Genomic DNA, 20,835 nt, shown 5'->3' with positions numbered 1-20,835 from the left:
AATCCCCGTGAAACGTCGACGATTGACGCGTGTTCAGTGACTCTAGGCCAATGCGGCGGGTATTCCGACGGCAGGGCGGATTTCATGGATATTTTTTGGACAGAGACCGGTCCGAAAACGCGAAAGCCCCGGCTCGGGGAGCCGGGGCTTTCGGTTGCCGTGCCGTCCGTCGTCAGAGGTTCACGCCGTGGGAGCGGAGATAGGCGACGGGGTCCATGTCCGAGCCGTACTCGGGGCTCGTCCGGGCTTCGAAGTGCAGGTGCGGTCCGGTGACGTTGCCGGTGGCGCCGGAGAGGCCGATCTGCTGGCCGGGCTCGACCGACTGGCCCACCGAGACACCCACGGACGACAGGTGGCCGTACTGCGTGTACGTGCCGTCGTGCATCTTGATGACGACCTGGTTGCCGTACGCCCCGCCCCAGCCGGCCTCCACGACGGTGCCGACGCCGACCGCGTGCACGGAGGTGCCGCTGGAGGCGTGGAAGTCGATGCCGGTGTGGCTGCCGGAGGACCACAGGGAGCTGCCGGCCTGGTAGGCGGTGGAGACGTAGGAGGCGGTGATCGGCGACACGAAGGTGTTGAGGCGCTTGCGCTCCGCCTCGCGGGCGGCGCGCTCCTTGGCCTCGCGCGCCTCCTTGGCCGCCTCGGCCGCCCGCTCGCGCGCGGCCTCCATGGCCGCCTCACGGGCGGCGGCGTCCAGGGCGGCCTGCTTCTGCGCGGTGGCCTGGGCGTCGATCTCGTCGGCAACGGAGTCGCCGATGGTGATGACCGGGGTGAGTCCGCTCTGCTCGACCTCGGGCTCGGCGGCGAGCGCCGGAGCGGCGAGGGTGCCGACGACGCCGGTGGTGGCGAGGGCCGCGACACCCGCCGCGCGGGCGGTGGTGCGGTGCATCCGGCTGGGACGGCGGTGCTTCCCGGTGGCGCGCGTGAACGCCATGTAGAGGCTGGTCCTTTCCTTCCCTCTCGCCTACCGGGTTAGCTGACGGGTTCGGAGCAGGAAGGTCTCCTACGGACCCCCTCGCTGCACGCGCGGGCGTCCGATTCACCCCAGGGACTGCGATGGGTCCCCGGCTCCCCTGGCTCGCGCCGTACGGGGACTCGGCGATGACTGTCCGGTGCCGCGGGTGCGGCGCACTGCCTGACGAACAGCCCGGACGACGTTAAGCGCGGCCTTCTTCAATCCTCAAACGCAACCGGCTTTTTGTAGCGCATGCCACAGGGCAGACAGGCAACCTCTCCCTCAATTCGGACAAAAGGCGGCCCTGGTGACACATCCGTCACCAGGGCCGCCACGCGCGCGTGTCCCCTACTCGGCGGCCACGACGGTGACTTCGCCGATGCCGAGGGCCTCGACCGGCTCCTTGATCTGCGCCGCGTCGCCGACGAGGATCGTCACCAGCCGGTCCACCGGGAAGGCGTTCACGACCGCCGCCGTGGCCTCCACCGTGCCGGTGGCGGCGAGTTGACGGTAGAGCGTGGCCTGGTAGTCGTCGGGCAGGTGCTGCTCGACCTGGTCGGCCAGCGTGCTCGCCACGGCCGCCGCGGTCTCGTACTTCAGCGGCGCCACACCGACCAGGTTCTGCACGGCGACGTCGCGCTCGGCGTCGGTGAGACCACCCTCCGCGAGCGTGCGCAGCACGGTCCACAGGTCCTGCAGGGCGGGGCCGGTGTTGGGGGTGTCGACGGAGCCGCTGATGGCGAGCATGGCCGCGCCCGTGCCGTCGGGGGCGGACCGCAGCACCTGGCCGAACGCCCGTACGCCGTAGGTGTATCCCTTCTCCTCGCGCAGGACACGGTCCAGGCGGGAGGTGAGGGTGCCGCCCAGGCAGTAGGTGCCGAGGACCTGCGCGGGCCACACGCGGTCGTGCCGGTCGGAGCCGGTGCGGCCGATCAGCAGCTGCGTCTGGACGGCGCCGGGGCGGTCCACGATGACGACCCGGCCCCTGTCGTCGGCGGTCACCGGGGGCACGGGGCGCGGCTCGGCGGCCGAGCCGGTCCACGCGCCCAGCGTGTCGCCGAGCAGCGCGTCGAGGTCGATGCCGGTGAGGTCGCCGACGACCACGGCGGTGGCCGTGGCGGGGCGGACGTGCTTCTCGTAGAAGGCGCGTACGGCCCCCGCGTCGATGCTCTCGACCGTCTCCTCGGTGCCCTGACGCGGGCGCGACATGCGCGCCTCGGCCGGGAACAGCTCCTTGGAGAGTTCCTTGGCCGCGCGGCGGGAGGGATTGGCCAGCTCGTGCGGGATCTCGTCGAGCCGGTTGCGGACCAGCCGTTCCACTTCGCTGTCCGCGAACGCGGGCGCCCTGAGTGCGTCGGCGAGCAGGCCGAGCGCCTTGGCGAGGCGCGAGGCCGGCACCTCCAGGCTCAGCCGGACGCCGGGGTGGTCGGCGTGCGCGTCGAGGGTGGCGCCGCAGCGCTCCAGCTCGGCGGCGAACTCCTCCGCGGAGTGCTTGTCGGTGCCCTCGGAGAAGGCGCGCGCCATGATCGTGGCGACGCCGTCGAGGCCGGCCGGCTCGGCGTCCAGGGGGGCGTCGAGGAGCACCTCGACGGCGACGACCTGCTGGCCGGGGCGGTGGCAGCGCAGCACGGTGAGGCCGTTGTCGAGACTGCCGCGCTCGGGGGCCGGGAACGCCCACGGCTTGGGCTCACCGGCCTGCGGCTGCGCGTGGAATTCCATGGTGGCGAGCTCGCTCACTTGGCCGCCTCCTCGTTCTCGTCTGCGTCGTTTTCGTCTGCGCCGGTCTCGTCCGCCGGGGCGGTGGGCTCGTAGACGAGCACCGCGCGGTTGTCGGGCCGCAGGCGGGCCTTGGCGACCTCCTGGACCTCCTCCGCGGTCACCTCGAGCACGCGCTGCACGGCGGTCAGGGCGAGCTGCGGGTCGCCGAACAGGACGGCGTACCGGCACAGTTCGTCGGCGCGGCCCGCGACCGTGCCGAGACGGTCGAGCCACTCGCGCTCCAGCTGGGCCTGGGCGCGCTCCATCTCCTCGGCGGTGGGGCCCTCCTCGGCGAACCGGGCGAGCTCCTCGTCGATGGCGGTCTCGATGACGGGCACCTCGACGTCACCGGACGTCTTCACGTCCAGCCAGCCCAGGGAGGGCGCCCCGGCGAGCCGCAGCAGGCCGAACCCGGCGGCGACGGCCGTGCGGTCGCGCCGCACCAGCCGGTTGTACAGGCGGGACGACTCGCCGCCGCCCAGGACGGTGAGGGCCAGGTCGGCCGCGTCGCACGCGCGCGTGCCGTCCTCCGGCAGCCGGTAGGCCGCCATCAGCGCGCGGGCCGGGACCTCCTCCTCGACGATCTCGCGCAACTGCTCACCCATGACGTCGGGCAGCGAGCCGTCCCGGGGGGCGGGCTTGCCGTCGTGCGCGGCGATGGAGCCGAAGTACTTCTCGATCCAGGCGAGCGTCTGCTCCGGGTCGATGTCGCCGACGACCGACAGCACGGCGTTGTTCGGCGCGTAGTAGGTACGGAAGAACGCGCGCGCGTCCTCCAGCGTCGCCGCGTCCAGGTCGGCCATCGATCCGATCGGCGTGTGGTGGTAGGGGTGGCCCTCCGGGTAGGCGAGGGCGGTCAGCTTCTCGAACGCCGTGCCGTAGGGCACGTTGTCGTAGCGCTGGCGGCGCTCGTTCTTGACGACGTCCCGCTGGTTCTCCATCGACTCGTCGTCCAGGGCGGCCAGCAGGGAGCCCATGCGGTCGGCCTCCAGCCAGAGGGCGAGCTCCAGCTGGTGGGCGGGCATGGTCTCGAAGTAATTGGTGCGCTCGAAGCTGGTGGTGCCGTTGAGCGAGCCGCCGGCGCCCTGCACCAGCTCGAAGTGGCCGTTGCCCTTGACCTGGGCGGAGCCCTGGAACATGAGGTGCTCGAAGAGGTGAGCCAGGCCGGTACGCCCCTTGACTTCGTGGCGCGAGCCGACGTCGTACCAGAGGCACACCGCCGCGACCGGGGTCAGGTGGTCCTCGGAGAGCACCACGCGCAGACCGTTGGCCAGGCGGTGCTCGGTCGCTGTCAGGCCCCCGGAGCCTGCCTGGGCTGTGGCCGTGTGACCCATGGGCATGTACGTCCCTTCGATCGCGGAAACCTAAGTGGAATCATTGGGCGGAACTGCGGAATTCCCACCGATCCTGCCACTGTATGCAAGCGCGCGGGCCGTCGGTGGAGTTCCCGGGTCCGGTACGCCGAGAGCGAGAACGGGGTTGGCGGGCCGCCGGACACGAGGGCGTACGCTGCGGGCAGCGCCGGGCGGCCGGGCAGCCCCTGACGGGTCCTGGTCGGTCGCTGTCAGTGCCGCAGTCCACAATGGACCGCGTCAGATCACCGTTCACGCTTCAGCAAGGAGCCGGCAGCGATGGCCCGCCGTAGTACGAAGACCCCGCCGCCCGACGATTCGTACGAGGAGAAGATCCTCGACATCGACGTCGTCGACGAGATGCAGGGCTCCTTCCTCGAGTACGCGTACTCGGTCATCTACTCCCGCGCCCTGCCGGACGCCCGCGACGGCCTCAAGCCGGTGCACCGCCGCATCGTGTACCAGATGAGCGAGATGGGCCTGCGCCCCGAGCGTGGCTACGTCAAGTGCGCGCGCGTCGTCGGCGAGGTGATGGGCAAGCTCCACCCGCACGGCGACGCGTCGATCTACGACGCCCTGGTGCGCATGGCCCAGTCGTTCTCCATGCGCGTGCCCCTGGTGGACGGCCACGGAAACTTCGGTTCGCTGGGCAACGACGACCCGCCGGCCGCCATGCGGTACACCGAGTGCCGGATGGCCGAGGCCGCCGGCCTGATGACGGAGTCCATCGACGAGGACACCGTCGACTTCGGTCCCAACTACGACGGCCAGGAGCAGGAGCCGGCGGCCCTGCCCGCCGCCTTCCCGAACCTGCTGGTCAACGGCGCCTCGGGCATCGCGGTCGGCATGGCCACGAACATGCCGCCGCACAACCTGCGCGAGGTGATCGCGGCCGCCCGGCACCTGATCCGGTACCCGAACGCCGACCTCGAAGCCCTGATGAAGCACGTTCCGGGCCCCGACCTGCCCACCGGCGGCCGGATCGTCGGCCTGCCCGGCATCCGGGACGCCTACGAGACGGGCCGCGGCACGTTCAAGATCCGCGCGACGGTCGGCGTGGAGACGGTGACGGCCCGCCGCAAGGGTCTCGTCGTGACCGAGCTGCCCTTCGCGGTCGGCCCGGAGAAGGTGATCGCCAAGATCAAGGACCTGGTCGGCTCGAAGAAGCTCCAGGGCATCGCCGACGTCAAGGACCTCACCGACCGCGAGCACGGACTGCGTCTGGTCATCGAGATCAAGAACGGCTTCGTGCCGGAGGCGGTGCTCGAGCAGCTCTACAAGCTGACGCCGATGGAGGAGTCCTTCGGCATCAACAACGTCGCGCTGGTCGACGGCCAGCCCCTCACCCTGGGCCTCAAGGAGCTGCTGGAGGTCTACCTCGACCACCGCTTCGACGTCGTGCGCCGCCGCAGCGAGTACCGCCGCACCAAGCGCCGCGACCGTCTGCACCTGGTCGAGGGCCTGCTCACCGCGCTGGTCGACATCGACGAGGTCATCCGCCTGATCCGCTCCAGCGAGAACTCCGCGCAGGCCAAGCAGCGCCTGATGGATCGCTTCTCGCTGAGCGAGGTCCAGACCCAGTACATCCTGGACACCCCGCTGCGCCGGCTCACCAAGTACGACCGCATCGAGCTGGAGGCGGAGAAGGACCGGCTCAACGCGGAGATCGAGGAGCTGACCCGGATCCTGGAGTCCGACGCGGAGCTGCGCAAGCTGGTCTCCGCCGAACTGGCCGCGGTGGCGAAGAAGTTCGGCACCGACCGGCGTACGGTGCTGCTGGAGTCGGCCGGCGCCCCGGTGGCCGCCGTGCCGCTCCAGGTGGCGGACGACCCGTGCCGGGTGCTGTTGTCCTCGACGGGTCTCCTGGCCCGTACCGCGAACGACGAGCCCCTCGCCGCTGCCACCGGCACCAAGCGCGTCAAGCACGACCTGATCGTCTCGGACGTGCCGGCCACGGCACGCGGCGAGGTCGGCGTGGTGACGTCCGCCGGGCGTCTGCTGCGGTTGAACGTCGTGGACCTGCCCCAGCTCCCGGAGTCCATGCCCACGCCGAACCTCTCGGGGGGCGCGCCGCTGGCGGAGTTCGTCTCCCTGGAGGACGACGAGACGGTGGTCTGCCTGACCACACTGGACGAGTCCTCGCCCGGCCTGGCGCTCGGTACGGAGCAGGGTGTCGTCAAGCGCGTGGTGCCCGACTACCCGTCCAACAAGGACGAGTTGGAGGTCATCAGCCTCAAGGAGGGCGACCGGATCGTCGGCGGTGCCGAGCTGCGTACCGGCGACGAGGACCTGGTCTTCATCACCGACGACGCGCAACTGCTGCGCTACCAGGCCTCGCAGGTCCGCCCGCAGGGCCGACCGGCGGGTGGCGTGGCGGGCATCAAGCTCACCGACGGTGCGAAGGTCATCTCCTTCACGGCGGTGGACCCGGCCGCGGAAGCGGTGGTCTTCACGGTCGCCGGGTCGCGCGGCACGCTGGACGACTCCGTGCAGACCACGGCCAAGCTCACACCGTTCGACCAGTACCCGCGCAAGGGCCGCGCCACGGGTGGCGTGCGCTGCCAGCGGTTCCTGAAGGGGGAGGACTGCCTGGCCTTCGCCTGGGCGGGCGCCACACCGGCCCTGGCCGCGCAGAAGAACGGCACCCCGGCCCAGCTCCCGGACATCGACCCACGCCGCGACGGCTCGGGCGTGTCACTGCCGAAGACGGTCTCGGTGGTGGCGGGTCCGGCCTAGGGCCTACTCCGGCGGATCCTGCTCGTCCGGTTCCGGTACATAGCGCAGGACGCCCCACATGGCGTGCTCATCGGCATGCGGGGTGTCGCTGCGGCACGCGTCGAGCTCCTTGCCGAGGGCCGGCGCGTCGATGCCGGAGCCGATGAGGACCAGCCGGGTACGGCTGGCTTCGCCGGACGGCCAGGGCTCCGGGTAGAAGCGCAGGAAACGCCCGACCGCGTGGACGGCGTACCGGTTCCGCGTGTCGTGCGGGCCGAAGTCGACGTATCCCTTGATCCGGTACAGGCCCTCCGGCCGGCTGTCGAGGAACCGCATGAGCCGGCGCGGGTCGAGCGGGAGGTCGGAGACGAACGACAGGGTGTCGTAGGCGGCGTGCAGATGCTCGGCGTACGCGCCGTGCGGGGAGTGGTCGTGCAGGTCGTCGAAGGACAGCTGCCCCACGCGCTCCTCGCTCGGCCGGCAGTCGTAGAGGAACTCGGGATCGATGCGGCCGTAGGTCGCGGGCACGACCGCGGCGCGGTCGCTGAGCGAGCGGACGAGGGCGAGCACCCGCTCGGCGTCCGGGGTGCGGTCGGTCTTGTTGACCACGACCAGGTCGGCCAGCGCCAGGTGCCGGTCGATCTCGGGGTGCTTCGCGCGCGTGTCGTCGAACTCGGCGGCGTCGACGACCTCGACGAGTCCGCCGTAGACGACCCCCGGCTGCTCGCTGGCGAGGAGCATGCGCACGAGTTCCTGCGGCTCGGCGAGGCCGCTGGCCTCGATGACGATGACGTCGATGCCGGCGTCGGGCCGGGCGAGCCGCTCCAGGTACCCGTCGAGTTCGCTCGCGTCGACGGCACAGCACAGGCACCCGTTGCCGAGCGAGACGGTGGAGTCGCCGAGGGCGCCGGCGACGGCCATCGCGTCGATCTCGATGGAGCCGAAGTCGTTGACGATGGCGCCGATCCGGCTGCCTCCGCTGCGGTGCAGGAGGTGGTTGAGGAGAGTGGTCTTTCCGGAGCCCAGGAATCCGGCCAGCACGACGACCGGGATCTGCTGCGGAGTCGGGCGCTGCCCCACCGTGCGACCTCTCTCTCACCTACGCGTACGCCGGTCCGTGGGAGGACGTGCACCCACATACGGAATTGCCTGCTCAGGATACGAGTCGGCGGAGTACCCGCGAAGTGAACGATTGTTAGCAGCACTTGCTGGGCAGACGTTTTGCATGGCGCCGGACTGTGCGACCCTCACTTCCCTCCGTGCGCCTCCTCTCCGCCTCCCCGCCGGTCAGCGCCGCTCGGCACTCTGGAGGTGGCAGCGCCACCCATCGCTCGCCGGTCCCCGTCAGCCGACCCGCACTCGACGACCGGCGGGCGGTCGCCTGATTCGGGGGTTGACATGGTCACACGGAAGAAGCTCACGGGGAGGTTCGGCTCCGCGGCAGCGGGGATGCTGCTCGCCACGGCCGGGTTGACACTGGCCGCACATCAGCGGCGACTCGAGGCGGTACGTCTGCACGTGCGTCGGCTGGAACTGGAGGAACTGGCGATCCGGCGCAAGTCGCTGCAACACCAGCAGCGCATGCACTGGGAGCTGCTGACCAGGGCGATCGACGACCCTTCGCTGGCGGAGGTCATCGACACGTACGACAAGAGCATCCCTGCGGAGAGGCGGCGCCAGTTCTTCTACGCGAACGCGTGGTACGTCAACCTGTACCACCTCTACGAGGCGGGCTTCGTGGACCAGGAGGAACTGTTCGGACGCTTGCGTGAGCTTTTCCAGACCAACCTGATGCGGGAGTACTGGGAGGCTTCGAAGGAGCACCGGGCCTCGCTTGCGACAACCAACGAGTCAGACGTCGGTCGCATTGTGGACGGACTCATCAAGGACCTCGACGAAGCCGACACGGATGAGTGGTGGGTGGTGGGCACGCCTCCGTCCGCCTGAGGCTCCAGTAACGTGCTGACTAGCATTGGGCCCAACCTCTAAGGACCGGTACCCCTTGAAAATCGTGCGCCGTATCGGTGTGCCTCCAAGCTCGCGCGGCAGTACGTCCGGAGCGAGCTGCCCCGACCTCTTCGAGCTGAGCGACGGCAATTTCGCCGTCATCGGCACGGAGGCCACCGAGGTCTTGGAGCGTGAACTCCCCGCCGATGCTTCCCGTGCGGGCTACGAACGCATCGTGGTCATCAGCAGAGAGACCTTGATCCGCGCCAAGGCGGACATCCCGGACGCCTGACTTCCGTCTCGCCAGTACGCGTCCACCCCGTCCCGGCCGCACGCAACCGTCCAACGAGCCGGACCAACCACCCGTCGAGCCTCGGCACCCCGTCCCGCTCGACGCCCCACCGATGAGGCCTGGCGCCCGAACGGCACCAGGCCACACGCATCTCCCAGCCGGGGTGGCTTCCCCCCGGCACGGCGCCCCCACCACTTCTGCCGGAGTAACGCTCAGGCGCGGCTGGACGTCGTTGCTAGGGAAGTCAGGTTAGGCTCACCTGTGTGAGTACGTGCTCAACCGTCTCCCGGGACCTCGCCGAGCCCGTCTCGGGCACCGCACCCGTCGCGAGGACCTGGTTGCTGCTCGAACAGCCCGGGCCATGGGGCGCCAAGGCGCTCACCTCGAGCCACCTGGACCCCGCACTGGGTCGCGCCCTGGAGGCGGCGGCGAAGGGTACGGGCGTACGCCTCGCGCTGATTCGCCGCCCCGGTCGGCACGCGGACCGCGGCACCCCCGCCGAGCGCCGGGTGTACGCGTCCCACACCGTCCCGGGAAACGTGTGGTTGCACGGCACCACCCTGACGGACCCCCGCCGGCTGCTCGGCCTCGATTTCGCCGCGCTCGGCAGGGGCGACCACCGTGCCTTCGACTCGGCGCTCGACGGCGGCCCCCACCTGGGTGATCCGCTCGCCCTCGTCTGCACCAACGGCAAGCGCGACCGCTGCTGCGCCCTCCTGGGCCGGCCGCTGGCGGCCGAACTGGCCGCATCCGGTGCCGACGGCGTCTGGGAAGTCACCCATCTGGGTGGTCACCGCTTCTCGCCGACGCTGCTCGTGCTGCCCCACGGCTACGCGTACGGCCGGGTCCAGGCCCCCGCCGTCAAGGAGATCCTGCACGGTGCCCGGGAAGGGCGGATCGTCGCCGAAGGGTGCCGCGGGAACTCCGCGTGGGAGCGTCCGGGTCAGGCGGCCGAGCTGGCCGTGCGCTCGGCGACGGGCGAGCAGGCGGCCCAGGCGCTGAGCGTCGTCCGGACGGACGGTGCCGCACCGCACTGGGAGGTGACCGTCGCCCACACCGACGGCCGGCACTGGCGGGTCACCGTCGCCCAGGGCGCCTCGGCGCCGCCGCGTCCGGAGAGCTGTGGGGCATCGGTGCTGGGCTCGCCGGCGCGGATGGAGGTCACGGCGGTGCGCGAGCTGTCGGTCACGGCGGCGCTCGCGAGCTGACCCTCACACCGAGTACTTCTCCGAGTACTCCGAGTGCCGCGAGTACCCCGAGCACTCCGGACGGTCGGGGCCGTCCGGGCAGTTGGGGGCCGTCGGGGCCGTCCAGCGGCCGACTGCGGCTCCCACCTCCGTAGGCGATCAGGAGATCCGCGCCACACCCCTCTACGGTCTGCCGCCCGCCCCCACGTACCGTCATGGGTATGAGCTCCACTCCCCCCGTACGCCGCCGGCGCCTCGGCCTGCCGCGGCGGGTGTTCTCGCAGGTGCTGATGATGCAGCTGGCGATCGCCGCGGGAGTCGCGGTGCTCGCGACCGGCCTGTTCCTGGCTCCGCTCGGTGACCAGCTGGACGACCAGGCGATGCGCCGGGCGCTCGCGATCGCGCAGACCACCGCGCAGCAGCCGCAGATCGTGCGGGACCTGCGGAACACCGCGCCGACGCCGGACGGCCCGGTGCAGCAGGAGGCGGAGCGGGTCCGGAAGGCCACGAAGGCGGAGTACGTCGTCGTGATGGACCGGCAGGGTGTGCGCTGGTCGCACACCGACCCGGAGCGGATCGGCGACGTCGTCTCGACCGACCCCGGGCAGGCCCTGGCCGGCCGTGAGGTCATGGAGATCGACAACGGCACCCTGGGCCGCTCCGCCCGCGGCAAGGTGCCGCTGCGCGACGGCGAGGGCGACGTCGTCGGCGCGGTCTCGGTCGGCATCGCCTACGACAGCGTCCGGGCCCGGCTGATCCACGCCATTCCCGGCCTGTTCGCGTACGCCGGTGGCGCGCTGGCCGTGGGCGCTCTGGCCGCCTGGCTGATCTCGCGCCGGGTGCAGCGACAGACCCGGGACCTGGCCTTCTCGGACATCGCGGGGCTGCTCGCGGAGCGGGAGGCCATGCTGCACGGCATCCGGGAGGGCGTCGTCGCCCTGGACCGCGGCGGCCGGGTGCGCCTGCTGAACGACGAGGCGCAGCGCCTGCTGGGCATCGGCACCGAGGCCGTCGGCCGCTCCCCCGACGAGGCGCTCGGCGCGGGACGCACGGCCGATGTCCTCGCCGGCCGGGTGACCGGCACCGACCTGCTGACCGTGCGCGGGCAGCGGGTCCTGATCGCCAACCGGATGCCGACCGACGACGGCGGCGCCGTCGCCACCCTGCGCGACCGCACCGAGCTGGAGCAGCTCGGCCGCGAGCTGGACTCGACCCGCGGCCTGATCGACGCCCTGCGGGCGCAGGACCACGAGCACGCCAACCGCATGCACACCCTGCTGGGGCTGCTCGAGCTGGAGATGTACGACGACGCCATGGAGTTCGTCGGCGAGGTGGTCGGCGATCACCGGGCCACCGCGGAGCAGATCACCGAGAGGATCCAGGACCCCCTCCTGGCCGCCCTGCTGGTCGGCAAGGCGACCGTCGCGGCCGAACGCGGAGTGACCCTGTGGGTGTCGGACCGCACACGGCTGCCGGACCGTCTGGTGGATCCCAGGGGGCTCGTCACGATCGTCGGCAACCTGGTCGACAACGCGCTCGACGCCGTCGCGGGGACGGCGCACGCGCGCGTGGAGGTCGAATTGCGTGCGCAGGGACGCACCGCGACGCTCAGGGTGCGCGACACGGGGCCCGGGGTCCCGTCGGAACACCGCGAGCTGGTGTTCACGGCGGGGTGGTCCACCAAGGAGCCACCGGCGCACCGACAGCGCGGCATCGGGCTGTCCCTGGTACGCCGGCTCGCCGAGCGGCAGGGAGGCAGCGCCACCGTCGGCGAGGCGCGCGGCGGCGGCGCGGAGTTCGTCGTCGTCCTGCCCGAGGCACTGGCCGAACCGGACCTGGACCCCGCAGGCACCGCCCCCGCCCCGCCCGTCCCCGTGACCACCGCTGCCGAGGAGGAGTCCCGATGATCGAGGTCCTGGTGGTGGACGACGACACGAGGGTCGCGCGGGTCAACGCCGCCTACGTCGAGAAGGTGCCGGGCTTCCACGTGGCCGGCGAGGCCCACAGCGCGCTGGAGGCACTGCGCAGCGTGGAGGAGCTGCCCCGTCTGGATCTGATCCTGCTGGACCACTACCTGCCCGACCGGACCGGTCTGGAGGTCGTCCAGGAGATGCGGCGGCGGGGCCACCAGACCGACGTGATCATGGTGACGGCCGCGCGGGACGTGTCGACCGTCCAGGCGGCGATGCGCCAGGGCGCGCTGCAGTACCTGGTCAAGCCGTTCGCCTTCGCGGGGCTGCGCGCGAAGCTGGAGGCGTACGCGGAGCTGCGCCGCACGCTGGACGGCGGTGGTGAGGCGGAGCAGGCGGAGGTGGACCGCATCTTCGGCGCCCTGTCGGCGCCGTCGGAGCCGGGACTGCCCAAGGGGCACTCCCCCACCACCGCCGAGCTCGTGCGCCAGTGCCTGATGAAGGCGGACGGTCCCCTCTCCGCGCAGGAGATCGCAGAGCGGACGGGGGTGAGCCGCCAGACCGCCCAGCGCTATCTGAAGCTCCTGGAGCGCACGGGGCGGGCCAGGCTGACCCTCAAGTACGGCGACGCGGGCCGCCCGGAGCACCGTTACGAGTGGGCGACCCGCGCCTGAGAAGGGCCGGGTTCGCTGCGCCTGCTAGACGGCCCCCGCCCCGGTGAGCGAGCGCACCTCCGTCTCGGCGTGTCGTGCCTCGTCCGGAACCTCCGGCGAGGTGACCGTGCCGAGCCAGCCCGCGACGAAGCCCAGCGGGATCGAGACGAGGCCGGGGTTCTGCAGCGGGAAGTACTGGAAGTCGACGCCCGGGAACAGCGCCTGCGGGCTGCCCGACACCACCGGGGACAGCAGTACGAGCACCACCGCCGGAATCAGACCGCCGTACACGGCCCACACGGCGCCGCGTGTGGTGAAACCGCGCCAGAACAGCGAGTAGAGCAGCACCGGGAGGTTCGCGGACGCCGCGACGGCGAAGGCGAGGCCCACCAGGAACGCCACGTTGAGGTCGCGGGCGAGCAGGCCGAGGCCGATCGCGACGGCACCGATGCCGACGGCGGCGGTGCGGGCCACGGCGACCTCACTGCGCGGCCGGGCGCCGCGGCGTCGCAAAGACGCGTACAGGTCGTGGGCCACGGATGCCGAGGAGGCCAGGGTGATTCCGGCGACCACCGCGAGGATGGTGGCGAAGGCGACGGCCGCCACGACCGCGAACAGAACCGTCCCGCCGGTGGAGTCCGCGCCGCCGCCAAGGTCGAGGGCCAGCAGCGGGACCGCCGTGTTCCCGGCGGCGTTCGACTCTCGCACCGCATGCGGCCCGACGAGGGCGGCGGCACCGAAGCCGAGCACGATCGTCATCAGGTAGAAGCCGCCGATGAGGCCGATCGACCAGACGACCGAGCGCCGTGCCGCGCGGGCGGTGGGCACCGTGTAGAAACGCGACAGGATGTGCGGCAGGCCGGCCGTGCCCAGCACGAGGGCGAGTCCGAGGCTGATGAAGTCGAAGCGGGAGATCCAGTCCCCGCCGTACGCCAGGCCGGGCGCCAGGAAGGCGTCGCCGTGTCCGCTGCGCTCGGCCGCCGTGCGCAGCAGCCGGTCGATGTCGCCGTGGAAGCGCACCAGGACGAGCGCGGTCAGGGCCACGGTGCCGCCGAGCAGCAGGACCGCCTTCACGATCTGGATCCAGGTGGTGGCCCGCATCCCGCCCAGCGACACATAGATCACCATGAGCGCGCCGACGCCGATGACGGTCCAGGTCCGGGCCGCCTCGGTCGTGCCCCCGAGCAGCAGCGCGACCAGGCTGCCCGCGCCCACCATCTGCGCCACCAGGTACAGGACGGACACGGTGACCGAGGAGGTGCCCGCCGCGATCCGCACGGGCCGCTCCCGCATCCGTGCGGCGACGACGTCGGCGAGGGTGAACCTGCCGCAGTTGCGGACCAGTTCGGCGACGAGGAACAGCACCACGAGCCAGGCCACCAGAAAGCCCACCGAGTACAGCATGCCGTCGTAGCCGTAGAGCGCGATGAGGCCGGAGATGCCCAGGAAGGACGCGGCCGACATGTAGTCACCCGCGATGGCAAAACCATTCTCCATGGGGGAGAAGAGGCGGCCGCCCGCGTAGAACTCCTCCGCGGATCCGTGCCGGGTGCGGCTCACCCACGTCGTGATCGCCAGCGTCACGGCGACGAACGTGCTGAACAGCAGCAGCGCCAGTGACTGATGGTCGCCGGTCACGAGGCACCGCCTCGTACGCCACGCGTCAGTTCCTGGGTGTCCCAGCGCAGCTCGAGCGCGGCCCGGTCCCTGCGCAGCCGAGCGTGCCGGGCGTACGCCCAGGTGAGCAGGAACGTGGTGAGGAACTGCCCGAGCCCTGCGAGCATCGCCACGTTCACCGCCCCTGCCACCGGCCGGGCCATCAGCGCGGGCGCGGTGGTGGCGGTCACGACGTAGGCGACGTACCAGACGAAGAAGGCGGCCACCGCCGGGACCACGAACCTGCGGTACCGGCTGCGGACCTCTCGGAAGGCCGCGCTGCGCTGAACCTCCAGGTACACGTCGGCTGCGGCCCGAGGCGGCTCCCCGGCCGGTTGCGGGCGCATCCAGGGCAGCGCCGCGTCGGAGGCCGCCGGGCCCGCCGGCTCGCCCCAGCCGGAGGCGAGGGCGTCATACCACGGATCGTCGTACCGCGGAGTCGGAGACCCTTGACCGAAGGCCGGGTCCAGGCCGTCGCGGGGGTCGACCACGCTTTCGGAACCACCCCCGGCACCGCGTGGGCGATCGTTGCTTGGCTGCATGCCCAAGGATGGACAGAACGGGAAGATCCCTGACTCTTCTTCCCTGCGTACTTCACCCCATCAGGTGACTCCCCCCCCGGGCCTGCCCGGGACTCGGTCCCGGGCAGGCCCGACGGCTACGCGTCGATGCGCGAGCGGTCCAGCGTCGCCGCCGAGCTGGAGATGAACTCCTTGCGAGGAGCGACGTCATTGCCCATGAGCAGGTCGAAGACCTGCTCGGCGGAGTCCAGATCGGTGAGGTTGATCCGGCGCAGGGTACGGCGCCGCGGGTCCATGGTCGTCTCGGCCAGCTGGTCGGCGTCCATCTCGCCCAGGCCCTTGTACCGCTGGATCGAGTCCTTGTACCGGATGCCCTTGCTCTGGAACTCCATGAGCTTGTCGCGCAGCTCGCGGTCCGAGTACGTGTAGACGTACTTGTCCTGGCCCTTCTTCGGCTGGACGAGCTCGATGCGGTGCAGCGGCGGCACCGCGGCGAAGACCCGGCCCGCCTCCACCATGGGCCGCATGTAGCGGTGGAACAGGGTCAGCAGGAGCGTACGGATGTGGGAGCCGTCCACATCGGCGTCGGTCATCATGATGATCTTGCCGTAGCGGGCCGCGTCGATGTCGAAGGTACGGCCGGACCCGGCCCCTATGACCTGGATGATGGCGCCGCACTCGGCGTTCTTCAGCATGTCCGTCACGGACGACTTCTGAACGTTGAGGATCTTGCCGCGGATCGGCAGCAGCGCCTGGAACTCGGAGTTCCGGGCGAGCTTCGCCGTGCCCAGCGCGGAGTCGCCCTCGACGATGAACAGCTCGCTGCGATCGACGTCGTCGCTGCGGCAGTCGGCGAGCTTCGCGGGCAGCGAGGAGGACTCCAGAGCCGTCTTGCGGCGCTGGGCGTCCTTGTGCTGACGGGCGGCGATGCGGGTGCGCGCCGCGGCGACGGCCTTCTCCATGACCACACGCGCCTGCTGGGCGGCGTCCCGCTTGGTGGAGGTCAGGAACGCCTTGAGTTCCTTGGTGATCACGTTGTTCACGATGCGGCGGGCGGCGGAGGTACCGAGGACCTCCTTGGTCTGCCCCTCGAACTGGGGCTCGGCGAGACGGACCGTCACGACCGCCGTGAGTCCCTCCAGGGCGTCGTCCTTGACGATGTCGTCCTCGGCGACGCGCAGCAGCTTCTTGGCCCGCAGCGCCTCGTTCATCGTCTTCGCGACCGCCTGCTCGAAGCCGGCGACGTGGGTCCCGCCCTTGGGCGTGGCGATGATGTTGACGAAGGACTTGACGGTGGTGTCGTAACCGGTGCCCCAGCGCATCGCGACGTCGACGCCGAGGTCGCGGGTGACCTCGGTGGGCGTCATCTGGCCGTGCTCGTCGAGCACCGGGACCGTCTCCTTGAAGCTGCCCTGCCCGCTGAAGCGGAGGACGTCGCAGACGGGCCGGTCGCCGGCCAGGAACTCGCAGAACTCACTGATGCCGCCGTCGAAGCGGAAGGACTCCTCGCCCTTGCTGCCGCCGTCACCGAGGCCGAACTCGTCACGGACGACGATCGTCAGCCCGGGCACCAGGAACGCGGTCTGGCGGGCGCGCTGGTGCAGCGTCTCCAGGGAGAGCTTGGCGTCCTTGAGGAAGATCTGGCGGTCCGCCCAGTACCGCACGCGCGTGCCGTTGCGGGACTTGGGGATCTTCTTGGCCTTGCGCAGTCCGTTCTTGGCCTCGAACTTGGCCTCCGGCCCCGCCCCCGCGAACGCACCCGGAACACCGCGCCGGAAACTGATGGCGTGGGTGTTCCCGCCACGGTCCACCTCGATGTCCAGCCGGGCCGACAGGGCGTTCACCACGGAGGCGCCGACGCCGTGCAGACCGCCGGAAGCGGCGTACGAGCCGCCGCCGAACTTTCCACCGGCGTGCAGCTTGGTCATGACGACCTCGACACCGGACAGGCCGGTCTTGGGCTCGACGTCGACCGGGATGCCGCGGCCGTTGTCCCTGACCTCCACCGAGGCGTCGTCGTGGAGGATCACCTCGATGTGGTCGCAGTAACCACCGAGAGCTTCGTCGACGGAGTTGTCGATGATCTCCCAGAGGCAGTGCATCAGACCACGGCTGTCGGTCGATCCGATGTACATGCCCGGACGCTTGCGCACGGCCTCGAGCCCCTCGAGGACGAGCAGGTGCCGCGCGGTGTAGTTGGATCCGTCCCGGTCTGCTCCTGCCAGCAGCGCAGTGGACGGCACGGATGTCTCGGCGGTCACGCGGTTCGCTCCTCGCTGAATTTCAGATGGGGCCCCGCTGGGTAAGGGCGCGGCTCGGTTCACCGGTCAGAGGGTACCGAGGCCTGGTAGAGCCGTTGTAATGCCACCCTCGTCGAAGACTCACCCTAGTCCAGGGTCGCATGCCTGTTCGATCCCTCGATGGGGTGAAGTGCACATCACGTTCCCTTCGAGGCATGAACCATTTAGGCTCCGGGCACGTCCTCATGAACAAACCGGCAACCCAGCCGGCGGGACCGACCCTGACCGACTGCGCGAACCCGTACGACACAGAGACACGCAATACGGCACATTCGCCGCCAACCGGCAACAGCCGGCCCCTCGGAAAATTTTTTCGAGGAAAAGCCACGAGCGGGAACGTTTTGGGGCTGGTTGGATGTTGACCCTGGTACGACAGCTCGTCGAGCTAGAGAAGAGGCGACGTGACTACTGTTCTGACTTCCGCAAGCCCGCTGACGGCCGCCGATCGGTGCGACCGCTGCGGCGCCCAGGCATACCTGCGCGTCGTCCTGCTGAGCGGCGGAGAACTGCTCTTCTGCGCCCACCACGGGCGCAAGTTCGAGCCGGAACTCAAGAAGATCGCCGCTGAGATACAGGACGAGACGGAGCGGCTCACGGCCGTTCCGGCATCTTCCGCCGAGGAAGAGCGCTGACACTACGCGCCCGACGACGAGCGAACCCGGCACAGGCCGATTGAACGAGCGGCCGTCTCCGCAGTCCGGAGGCGGCCGCTCGTACTCGTCGGGTACCGGGGAGGCGTCAGAGGGCCGTCAGACGCCCTCGTGCTGCCGTTCGGCGGTGCCGCCCCAGCCCAGCGCCTGTAGAACAGCGGAGACGCGCGTGTACACCCCGGGATTGCCCGGGCGCCCGCAGCCACTCCCCCAGGACACGAGTCCGATGAGCTTGCCCTTGGCGACCAGCGGCCCACCACTGTCCCCCTGGCAGGCATCGCGGCCGCCGCCCTGCTCCCCCGCGCACAGCATGGTGTCGGCGTGATACCGCCCGTCATGGCTTCCGGGGTATGCCCGCTCACAGTCCGCGTCGGGAAGCACACGCACGCGTGCCGCGCGCAGCCCGTTCGCATAGTCCCCGGTGCCCGAGGCGTCTCCCCATCCGTAGACGAGCGCCCCCGTTTCCGGTTCGTAGGCGGCATCGCCGGCCGCCGCCATGCCTATGTCCGAGCCGGTGGGAAGCGCCTTGGACAGGGTGAGTACGGCAAAGTCACCTGCGTTGGTGACATCGTCGTGCGCCGGGTTGACCCAGACGTCGCGCACGGGGATCTCGTGACCCTGGTCCGAGCGCAGGTCCGTACGACCCGCTATGACCTTCAGGTCGCGCACCTGCTGGGGCGGCGACCCGAGAACCTCCTCCCCCAGACAGTGCGCCGCCGTGAGTACGGTGGTCCGGCCGACGGCCACTCCCCCGCAGAACTGTCCCGCCCGCGTACCACCGAACCGGTCACGACTGGACAGGGCGACGGTCCAGGGGCTCTCTGCCACATCGACCGGAAACCCCCCTACGACGATGCTGTCGGCGGCTGCGGGAGCGGCGGACACCAGAGGTATCGCGGTCGCCGCGGCCGCCAGGACCAGCGGCCGGGCCAGCGCCCGGGCAACGAGGCCACGCATGCAGGCTCCTCACTTTGAGGTGGTCATGGGACACCCAGAGTGATTCAGACCGCGGTACGGCGCACCCGCTGGTCAGCGCGAAGGCCCGGTTTCCGCCTGAGCGGGAACCGGGCCTTCGCGGTGGTACGAGTGCGGCCTAGTCGAGGTAGTCGCGCAGCACCTGCGAGCGCGACGGGTGGCGCAGCTTCGACATGGTCTTCGACTCGATCTGGCGGATGCGCTCGCGCGTGACGCCGTACACCTTGCCGATCTCGTCGAGGGTCTTCGGCTGACCGTCGGTGAGACCGAACCGCATGGAGACGACGCCGGCCTCACGCTCGGACAGGGTGTCCAGGACGGAGTGCAGCTGCTCCTGCAGGAGCGTGAAGCTCACCGCGTCGGCCGGGACGACGGCCTCGGAGTCCTCGATGAGGTCACCGAACTCGCTGTCGCCGTCCTCGCCCAGCGGGGTGTGCAGCGAGATGGGCTCGCGACCGTACTTCTGGACCTCGATGACCTTCTCGGGGGTCATGTCGAGCTCCTTGGCCAGCTCCTCCGGGGTGGGCTCGCGGCCCAGGTCCTGGAGCATCTGGCGCTGCACGCGCGCGAGCTTGTTGATGACCTCGACCATGTGCACCGGGATACGGATGGTGCGGGCCTGGTCGGCCATCGCGCGGGTGATCGCCTGACGGATCCACCAGGTGGCGTACGTGGAGAACTTGTAGCCCTTGGTGTAGTCGAACTTCTCCACCGCGCGGATCAGACCGAGGTTGCCCTCCTGGATGAGGTCCAGGAAGAGCATGCCGCGACCGGTGTAGCGCTTGGCCAGGGAGACCACCAGGCGGAGGTTGGCCTCCAGGAGGTGGTTCTTGGCGCGGCGGCCGTCCTCGGCGATGATCTCCAGCTCACGCTTGAGCTTGGGAGCGAGCTTGTCGGAGTTCGCCAGCTTGTCCTCGGCGAACAGCCCCGCCTCGATGCGCTTGGCGAGCTCGACCTCCTGCTCCGCGTTGAGGAGGGGGACCTTGCCGATCTGCTTGAGGTAGTCCTTGACCGGGTCGGCGGTGGCGCCGGCCGCGGCGACCTGCTGGGCCGGAGCGTCGTCCTCGTCCTCGTCGGACAGCACGAAGCCCGCGTTCTCGGTGCCCTCGGGCTCGTCCGTCGCGGCCTTCGGCTCCTCGATCGCCTCGTCCTCGAGAAGCTCGCCGTCTTCCTTCTTGGCGCTCGTCTTCTTGGCCGCCGTCTTCTTGGCGGTCGTCTTCTTCACGGCCGCCTTCTTGGCGGTCGTCTTCTTGGCCGCCGCCTTCTTGGCGGTCGTCTCTTCCTCGACGGCGGGGTCGGCGGCGGGCGCCGCCGGGGTGGCGGGGGCGGTGGCCTTCCTGCTGGTCACCGTCTTCGCCGCGACCGCCTTCGTGGCGGTGCGCTTGGCGGGACTCTTCGCCGCGACGCTCTTTCGGGTGCGCTTGGGCTCTGCGGCACTGACCATCAGCGTCACACCCTCTTCCTCGAGGATCTGGTTGAGGCTGCGCAGTACGTTCTTCCACTGAGTGGCCGGAATCTGGTCAGCTTCGAAGGCCCGACGCACGTCATCGCCGGCGATCTGCCCCTCAGCCTTTCCCCGCTCAATGAGCGCCATGACAGAGACGGACTCGGCGATCTCCGGCGGGAGCGTACGGGATGTGCTGGCCGACACGAACAACCTCTCGGAACGTTGGAAAACGGCTTCCGGCCCCGTCCAGGCGGACAGGAGCCGACCGCCGGCTTGGGAGTGGGCCGACGGCGCGGGCGGGGGCCGGGGAGAAGCACAGCGCCATGAACGGCGTCCGTATTCCCTCCGCGGCTGTCACCTCTTAGGTCATCGCGTTGTTCCCACGAGCGTTACGCCCAATCCGCGTGGCCCGAGTCACACCCCGTAAGCTATCAAAATTGGTCATACAAGGACGAAGTCGGTCGCCGACGGATATGCCCCGGTCGAGCCGGGATACCGACCGCCGACCGCCGAC

The 20,835-nt window shown here is 70.5% G+C and carries 16 protein-coding genes and 1 riboswitch; of the genes, 7 read left to right on the top strand and 9 right to left on the bottom strand.

What is annotated here, in order from left to right:
- Positions 1-172 precede the first annotated feature (172 nt).
- The 3 genes from ACIGO6_RS10030 to ACIGO6_RS10020 all read right to left on the bottom strand — a co-directional run bounded on the left by ACIGO6_RS10030 (position 173) and on the right by ACIGO6_RS10020 (position 4,056).
- A complete protein-coding gene (locus tag ACIGO6_RS10030) occupies positions 173-937 on the bottom strand; it encodes a M23 family metallopeptidase (protein WP_399873883.1) in 765 nt (254 codons plus the stop codon).
- 12 nt (positions 938-949) lie between these two features.
- Positions 950-1,114, bottom strand: a riboswitch (cyclic di-AMP (ydaO/yuaA leader).
- Between the two features lie 192 nt (positions 1,115-1,306).
- Positions 1,307-2,695: a M16 family metallopeptidase gene (locus tag ACIGO6_RS10025; protein WP_399873880.1), complete on the bottom strand. Its 1,389-nt coding sequence runs from the start codon at positions 2,693-2,695 to the stop codon at positions 1,307-1,309.
- Positions 2,692-4,056 (bottom strand): M16 family metallopeptidase, encoded by a 1,365-nt coding sequence (locus tag ACIGO6_RS10020; protein WP_399873877.1) that lies wholly within the window; start codon positions 4,054-4,056, stop codon positions 2,692-2,694. The genes ACIGO6_RS10025 and ACIGO6_RS10020 overlap by 4 nt, the downstream gene beginning before the upstream one ends.
- Positions 4,057-4,347: 291 nt before the next feature.
- Here ACIGO6_RS10020 and ACIGO6_RS10015 point away from each other — a divergent pair, with 291 nt between their 5' ends.
- Positions 4,348-6,804: a DNA topoisomerase (ATP-hydrolyzing) subunit A gene (locus tag ACIGO6_RS10015; protein WP_399873875.1), complete on the top strand. Its 2,457-nt coding sequence runs from the start codon at positions 4,348-4,350 to the stop codon at positions 6,802-6,804.
- Positions 6,805-6,807: 3 nt separating this feature from the next.
- Here ACIGO6_RS10015 and ACIGO6_RS10010 read toward each other — a convergent pair whose 3' ends face one another.
- Positions 6,808-7,863: a CobW family GTP-binding protein gene (locus tag ACIGO6_RS10010; RefSeq protein ID WP_399873873.1), complete on the bottom strand. Its 1,056-nt coding sequence runs from the start codon at positions 7,861-7,863 to the stop codon at positions 6,808-6,810.
- A gap of 369 nt (positions 7,864-8,232) precedes the next feature.
- Between ACIGO6_RS10010 and ACIGO6_RS10005 the strand changes: the two genes are divergently transcribed.
- The 5 genes from ACIGO6_RS10005 (at position 8,233) to ACIGO6_RS09985 (ending at position 12,793) form a co-directional block, all read left to right on the top strand.
- Positions 8,233-8,730: a DUF6082 family protein gene (locus ACIGO6_RS10005; RefSeq protein ID WP_399873870.1), complete on the top strand. Its 498-nt coding sequence runs from the start codon at positions 8,233-8,235 to the stop codon at positions 8,728-8,730.
- Positions 8,731-8,785: 55 nt separating this feature from the next.
- Positions 8,786-9,022, top strand: a complete 237-nt coding sequence (locus tag ACIGO6_RS10000) for a hypothetical protein (RefSeq protein ID WP_399873869.1) — start codon at positions 8,786-8,788, stop codon at positions 9,020-9,022.
- Between the two features lie 263 nt (positions 9,023-9,285).
- Positions 9,286-10,230: a sucrase ferredoxin gene (locus tag ACIGO6_RS09995; protein WP_399873867.1), complete on the top strand. Its 945-nt coding sequence runs from the start codon at positions 9,286-9,288 to the stop codon at positions 10,228-10,230.
- Positions 10,231-10,430: 200 nt separating this feature from the next.
- Positions 10,431-12,116, top strand: a complete 1,686-nt coding sequence (locus ACIGO6_RS09990; RefSeq protein WP_399873864.1) for an ATP-binding protein — start codon at positions 10,431-10,433, stop codon at positions 12,114-12,116.
- Positions 12,113-12,793, top strand: coding sequence for a response regulator (locus ACIGO6_RS09985; protein WP_399873861.1), 681 nt, complete (start codon positions 12,113-12,115; stop codon positions 12,791-12,793). The genes ACIGO6_RS09990 and ACIGO6_RS09985 overlap by 4 nt, the downstream gene beginning before the upstream one ends.
- Positions 12,794-12,817: 24 nt before the next feature.
- Here ACIGO6_RS09985 and ACIGO6_RS09980 read toward each other — a convergent pair whose 3' ends face one another.
- From ACIGO6_RS09980 to ACIGO6_RS09970, 3 genes are all read right to left on the bottom strand, one after another.
- Positions 12,818-14,410 (bottom strand): cation acetate symporter, encoded by a 1,593-nt coding sequence (locus ACIGO6_RS09980; protein ID WP_399873859.1) that lies wholly within the window; start codon positions 14,408-14,410, stop codon positions 12,818-12,820.
- Positions 14,407-14,970, bottom strand: a complete 564-nt coding sequence (locus ACIGO6_RS09975) for a DUF485 domain-containing protein (protein WP_399873857.1) — start codon at positions 14,968-14,970, stop codon at positions 14,407-14,409. Before ACIGO6_RS09975 ends, ACIGO6_RS09980 begins: the two co-directional genes overlap by 4 nt.
- 116 nt (positions 14,971-15,086) lie before the next feature.
- The gene (locus ACIGO6_RS09970) at positions 15,087-17,210 is read right to left on the bottom strand and encodes a type IIA DNA topoisomerase subunit B (protein ID WP_399873854.1); all 2,124 of its coding nucleotides are present in this window, start codon (positions 17,208-17,210) and stop codon (positions 15,087-15,089) included.
- Between the two features lie 440 nt (positions 17,211-17,650).
- On the opposite strand from ACIGO6_RS09970, the gene ACIGO6_RS09965 reads away from it, so the two are divergent.
- Positions 17,651-17,881 carry a hypothetical protein gene (locus ACIGO6_RS09965; RefSeq protein ID WP_007445070.1) on the top strand — a complete coding sequence of 77 codons (231 nt, stop codon included), beginning with the start codon at positions 17,651-17,653 and terminating at the stop codon, positions 17,879-17,881.
- Between the two features lie 117 nt (positions 17,882-17,998).
- Here the strand turns inward: ACIGO6_RS09965 and ACIGO6_RS09960 are convergent, their stop codons facing one another.
- Positions 17,999-18,856, bottom strand: coding sequence for a S1 family peptidase (locus ACIGO6_RS09960; protein ID WP_399873851.1), 858 nt, complete (start codon positions 18,854-18,856; stop codon positions 17,999-18,001).
- Positions 18,857-18,992: 136 nt separating this feature from the next.
- The gene (locus ACIGO6_RS09955) at positions 18,993-20,525 is read right to left on the bottom strand and encodes an RNA polymerase sigma factor (protein WP_399873849.1); all 1,533 of its coding nucleotides are present in this window, start codon (positions 20,523-20,525) and stop codon (positions 18,993-18,995) included.
- Positions 20,526-20,835: the final 310 nt, after the last annotated feature.

Source organism: Streptomyces sp. NPDC053750 (genome assembly GCF_044544295.1).
Lineage (GTDB): Bacteria > Actinomycetota > Actinomycetes > Streptomycetales > Streptomycetaceae > Streptomyces.
Note: the sequence above shows the minus strand (reverse complement) of the source record. Positions and strands in the feature narration are given on the sequence as shown.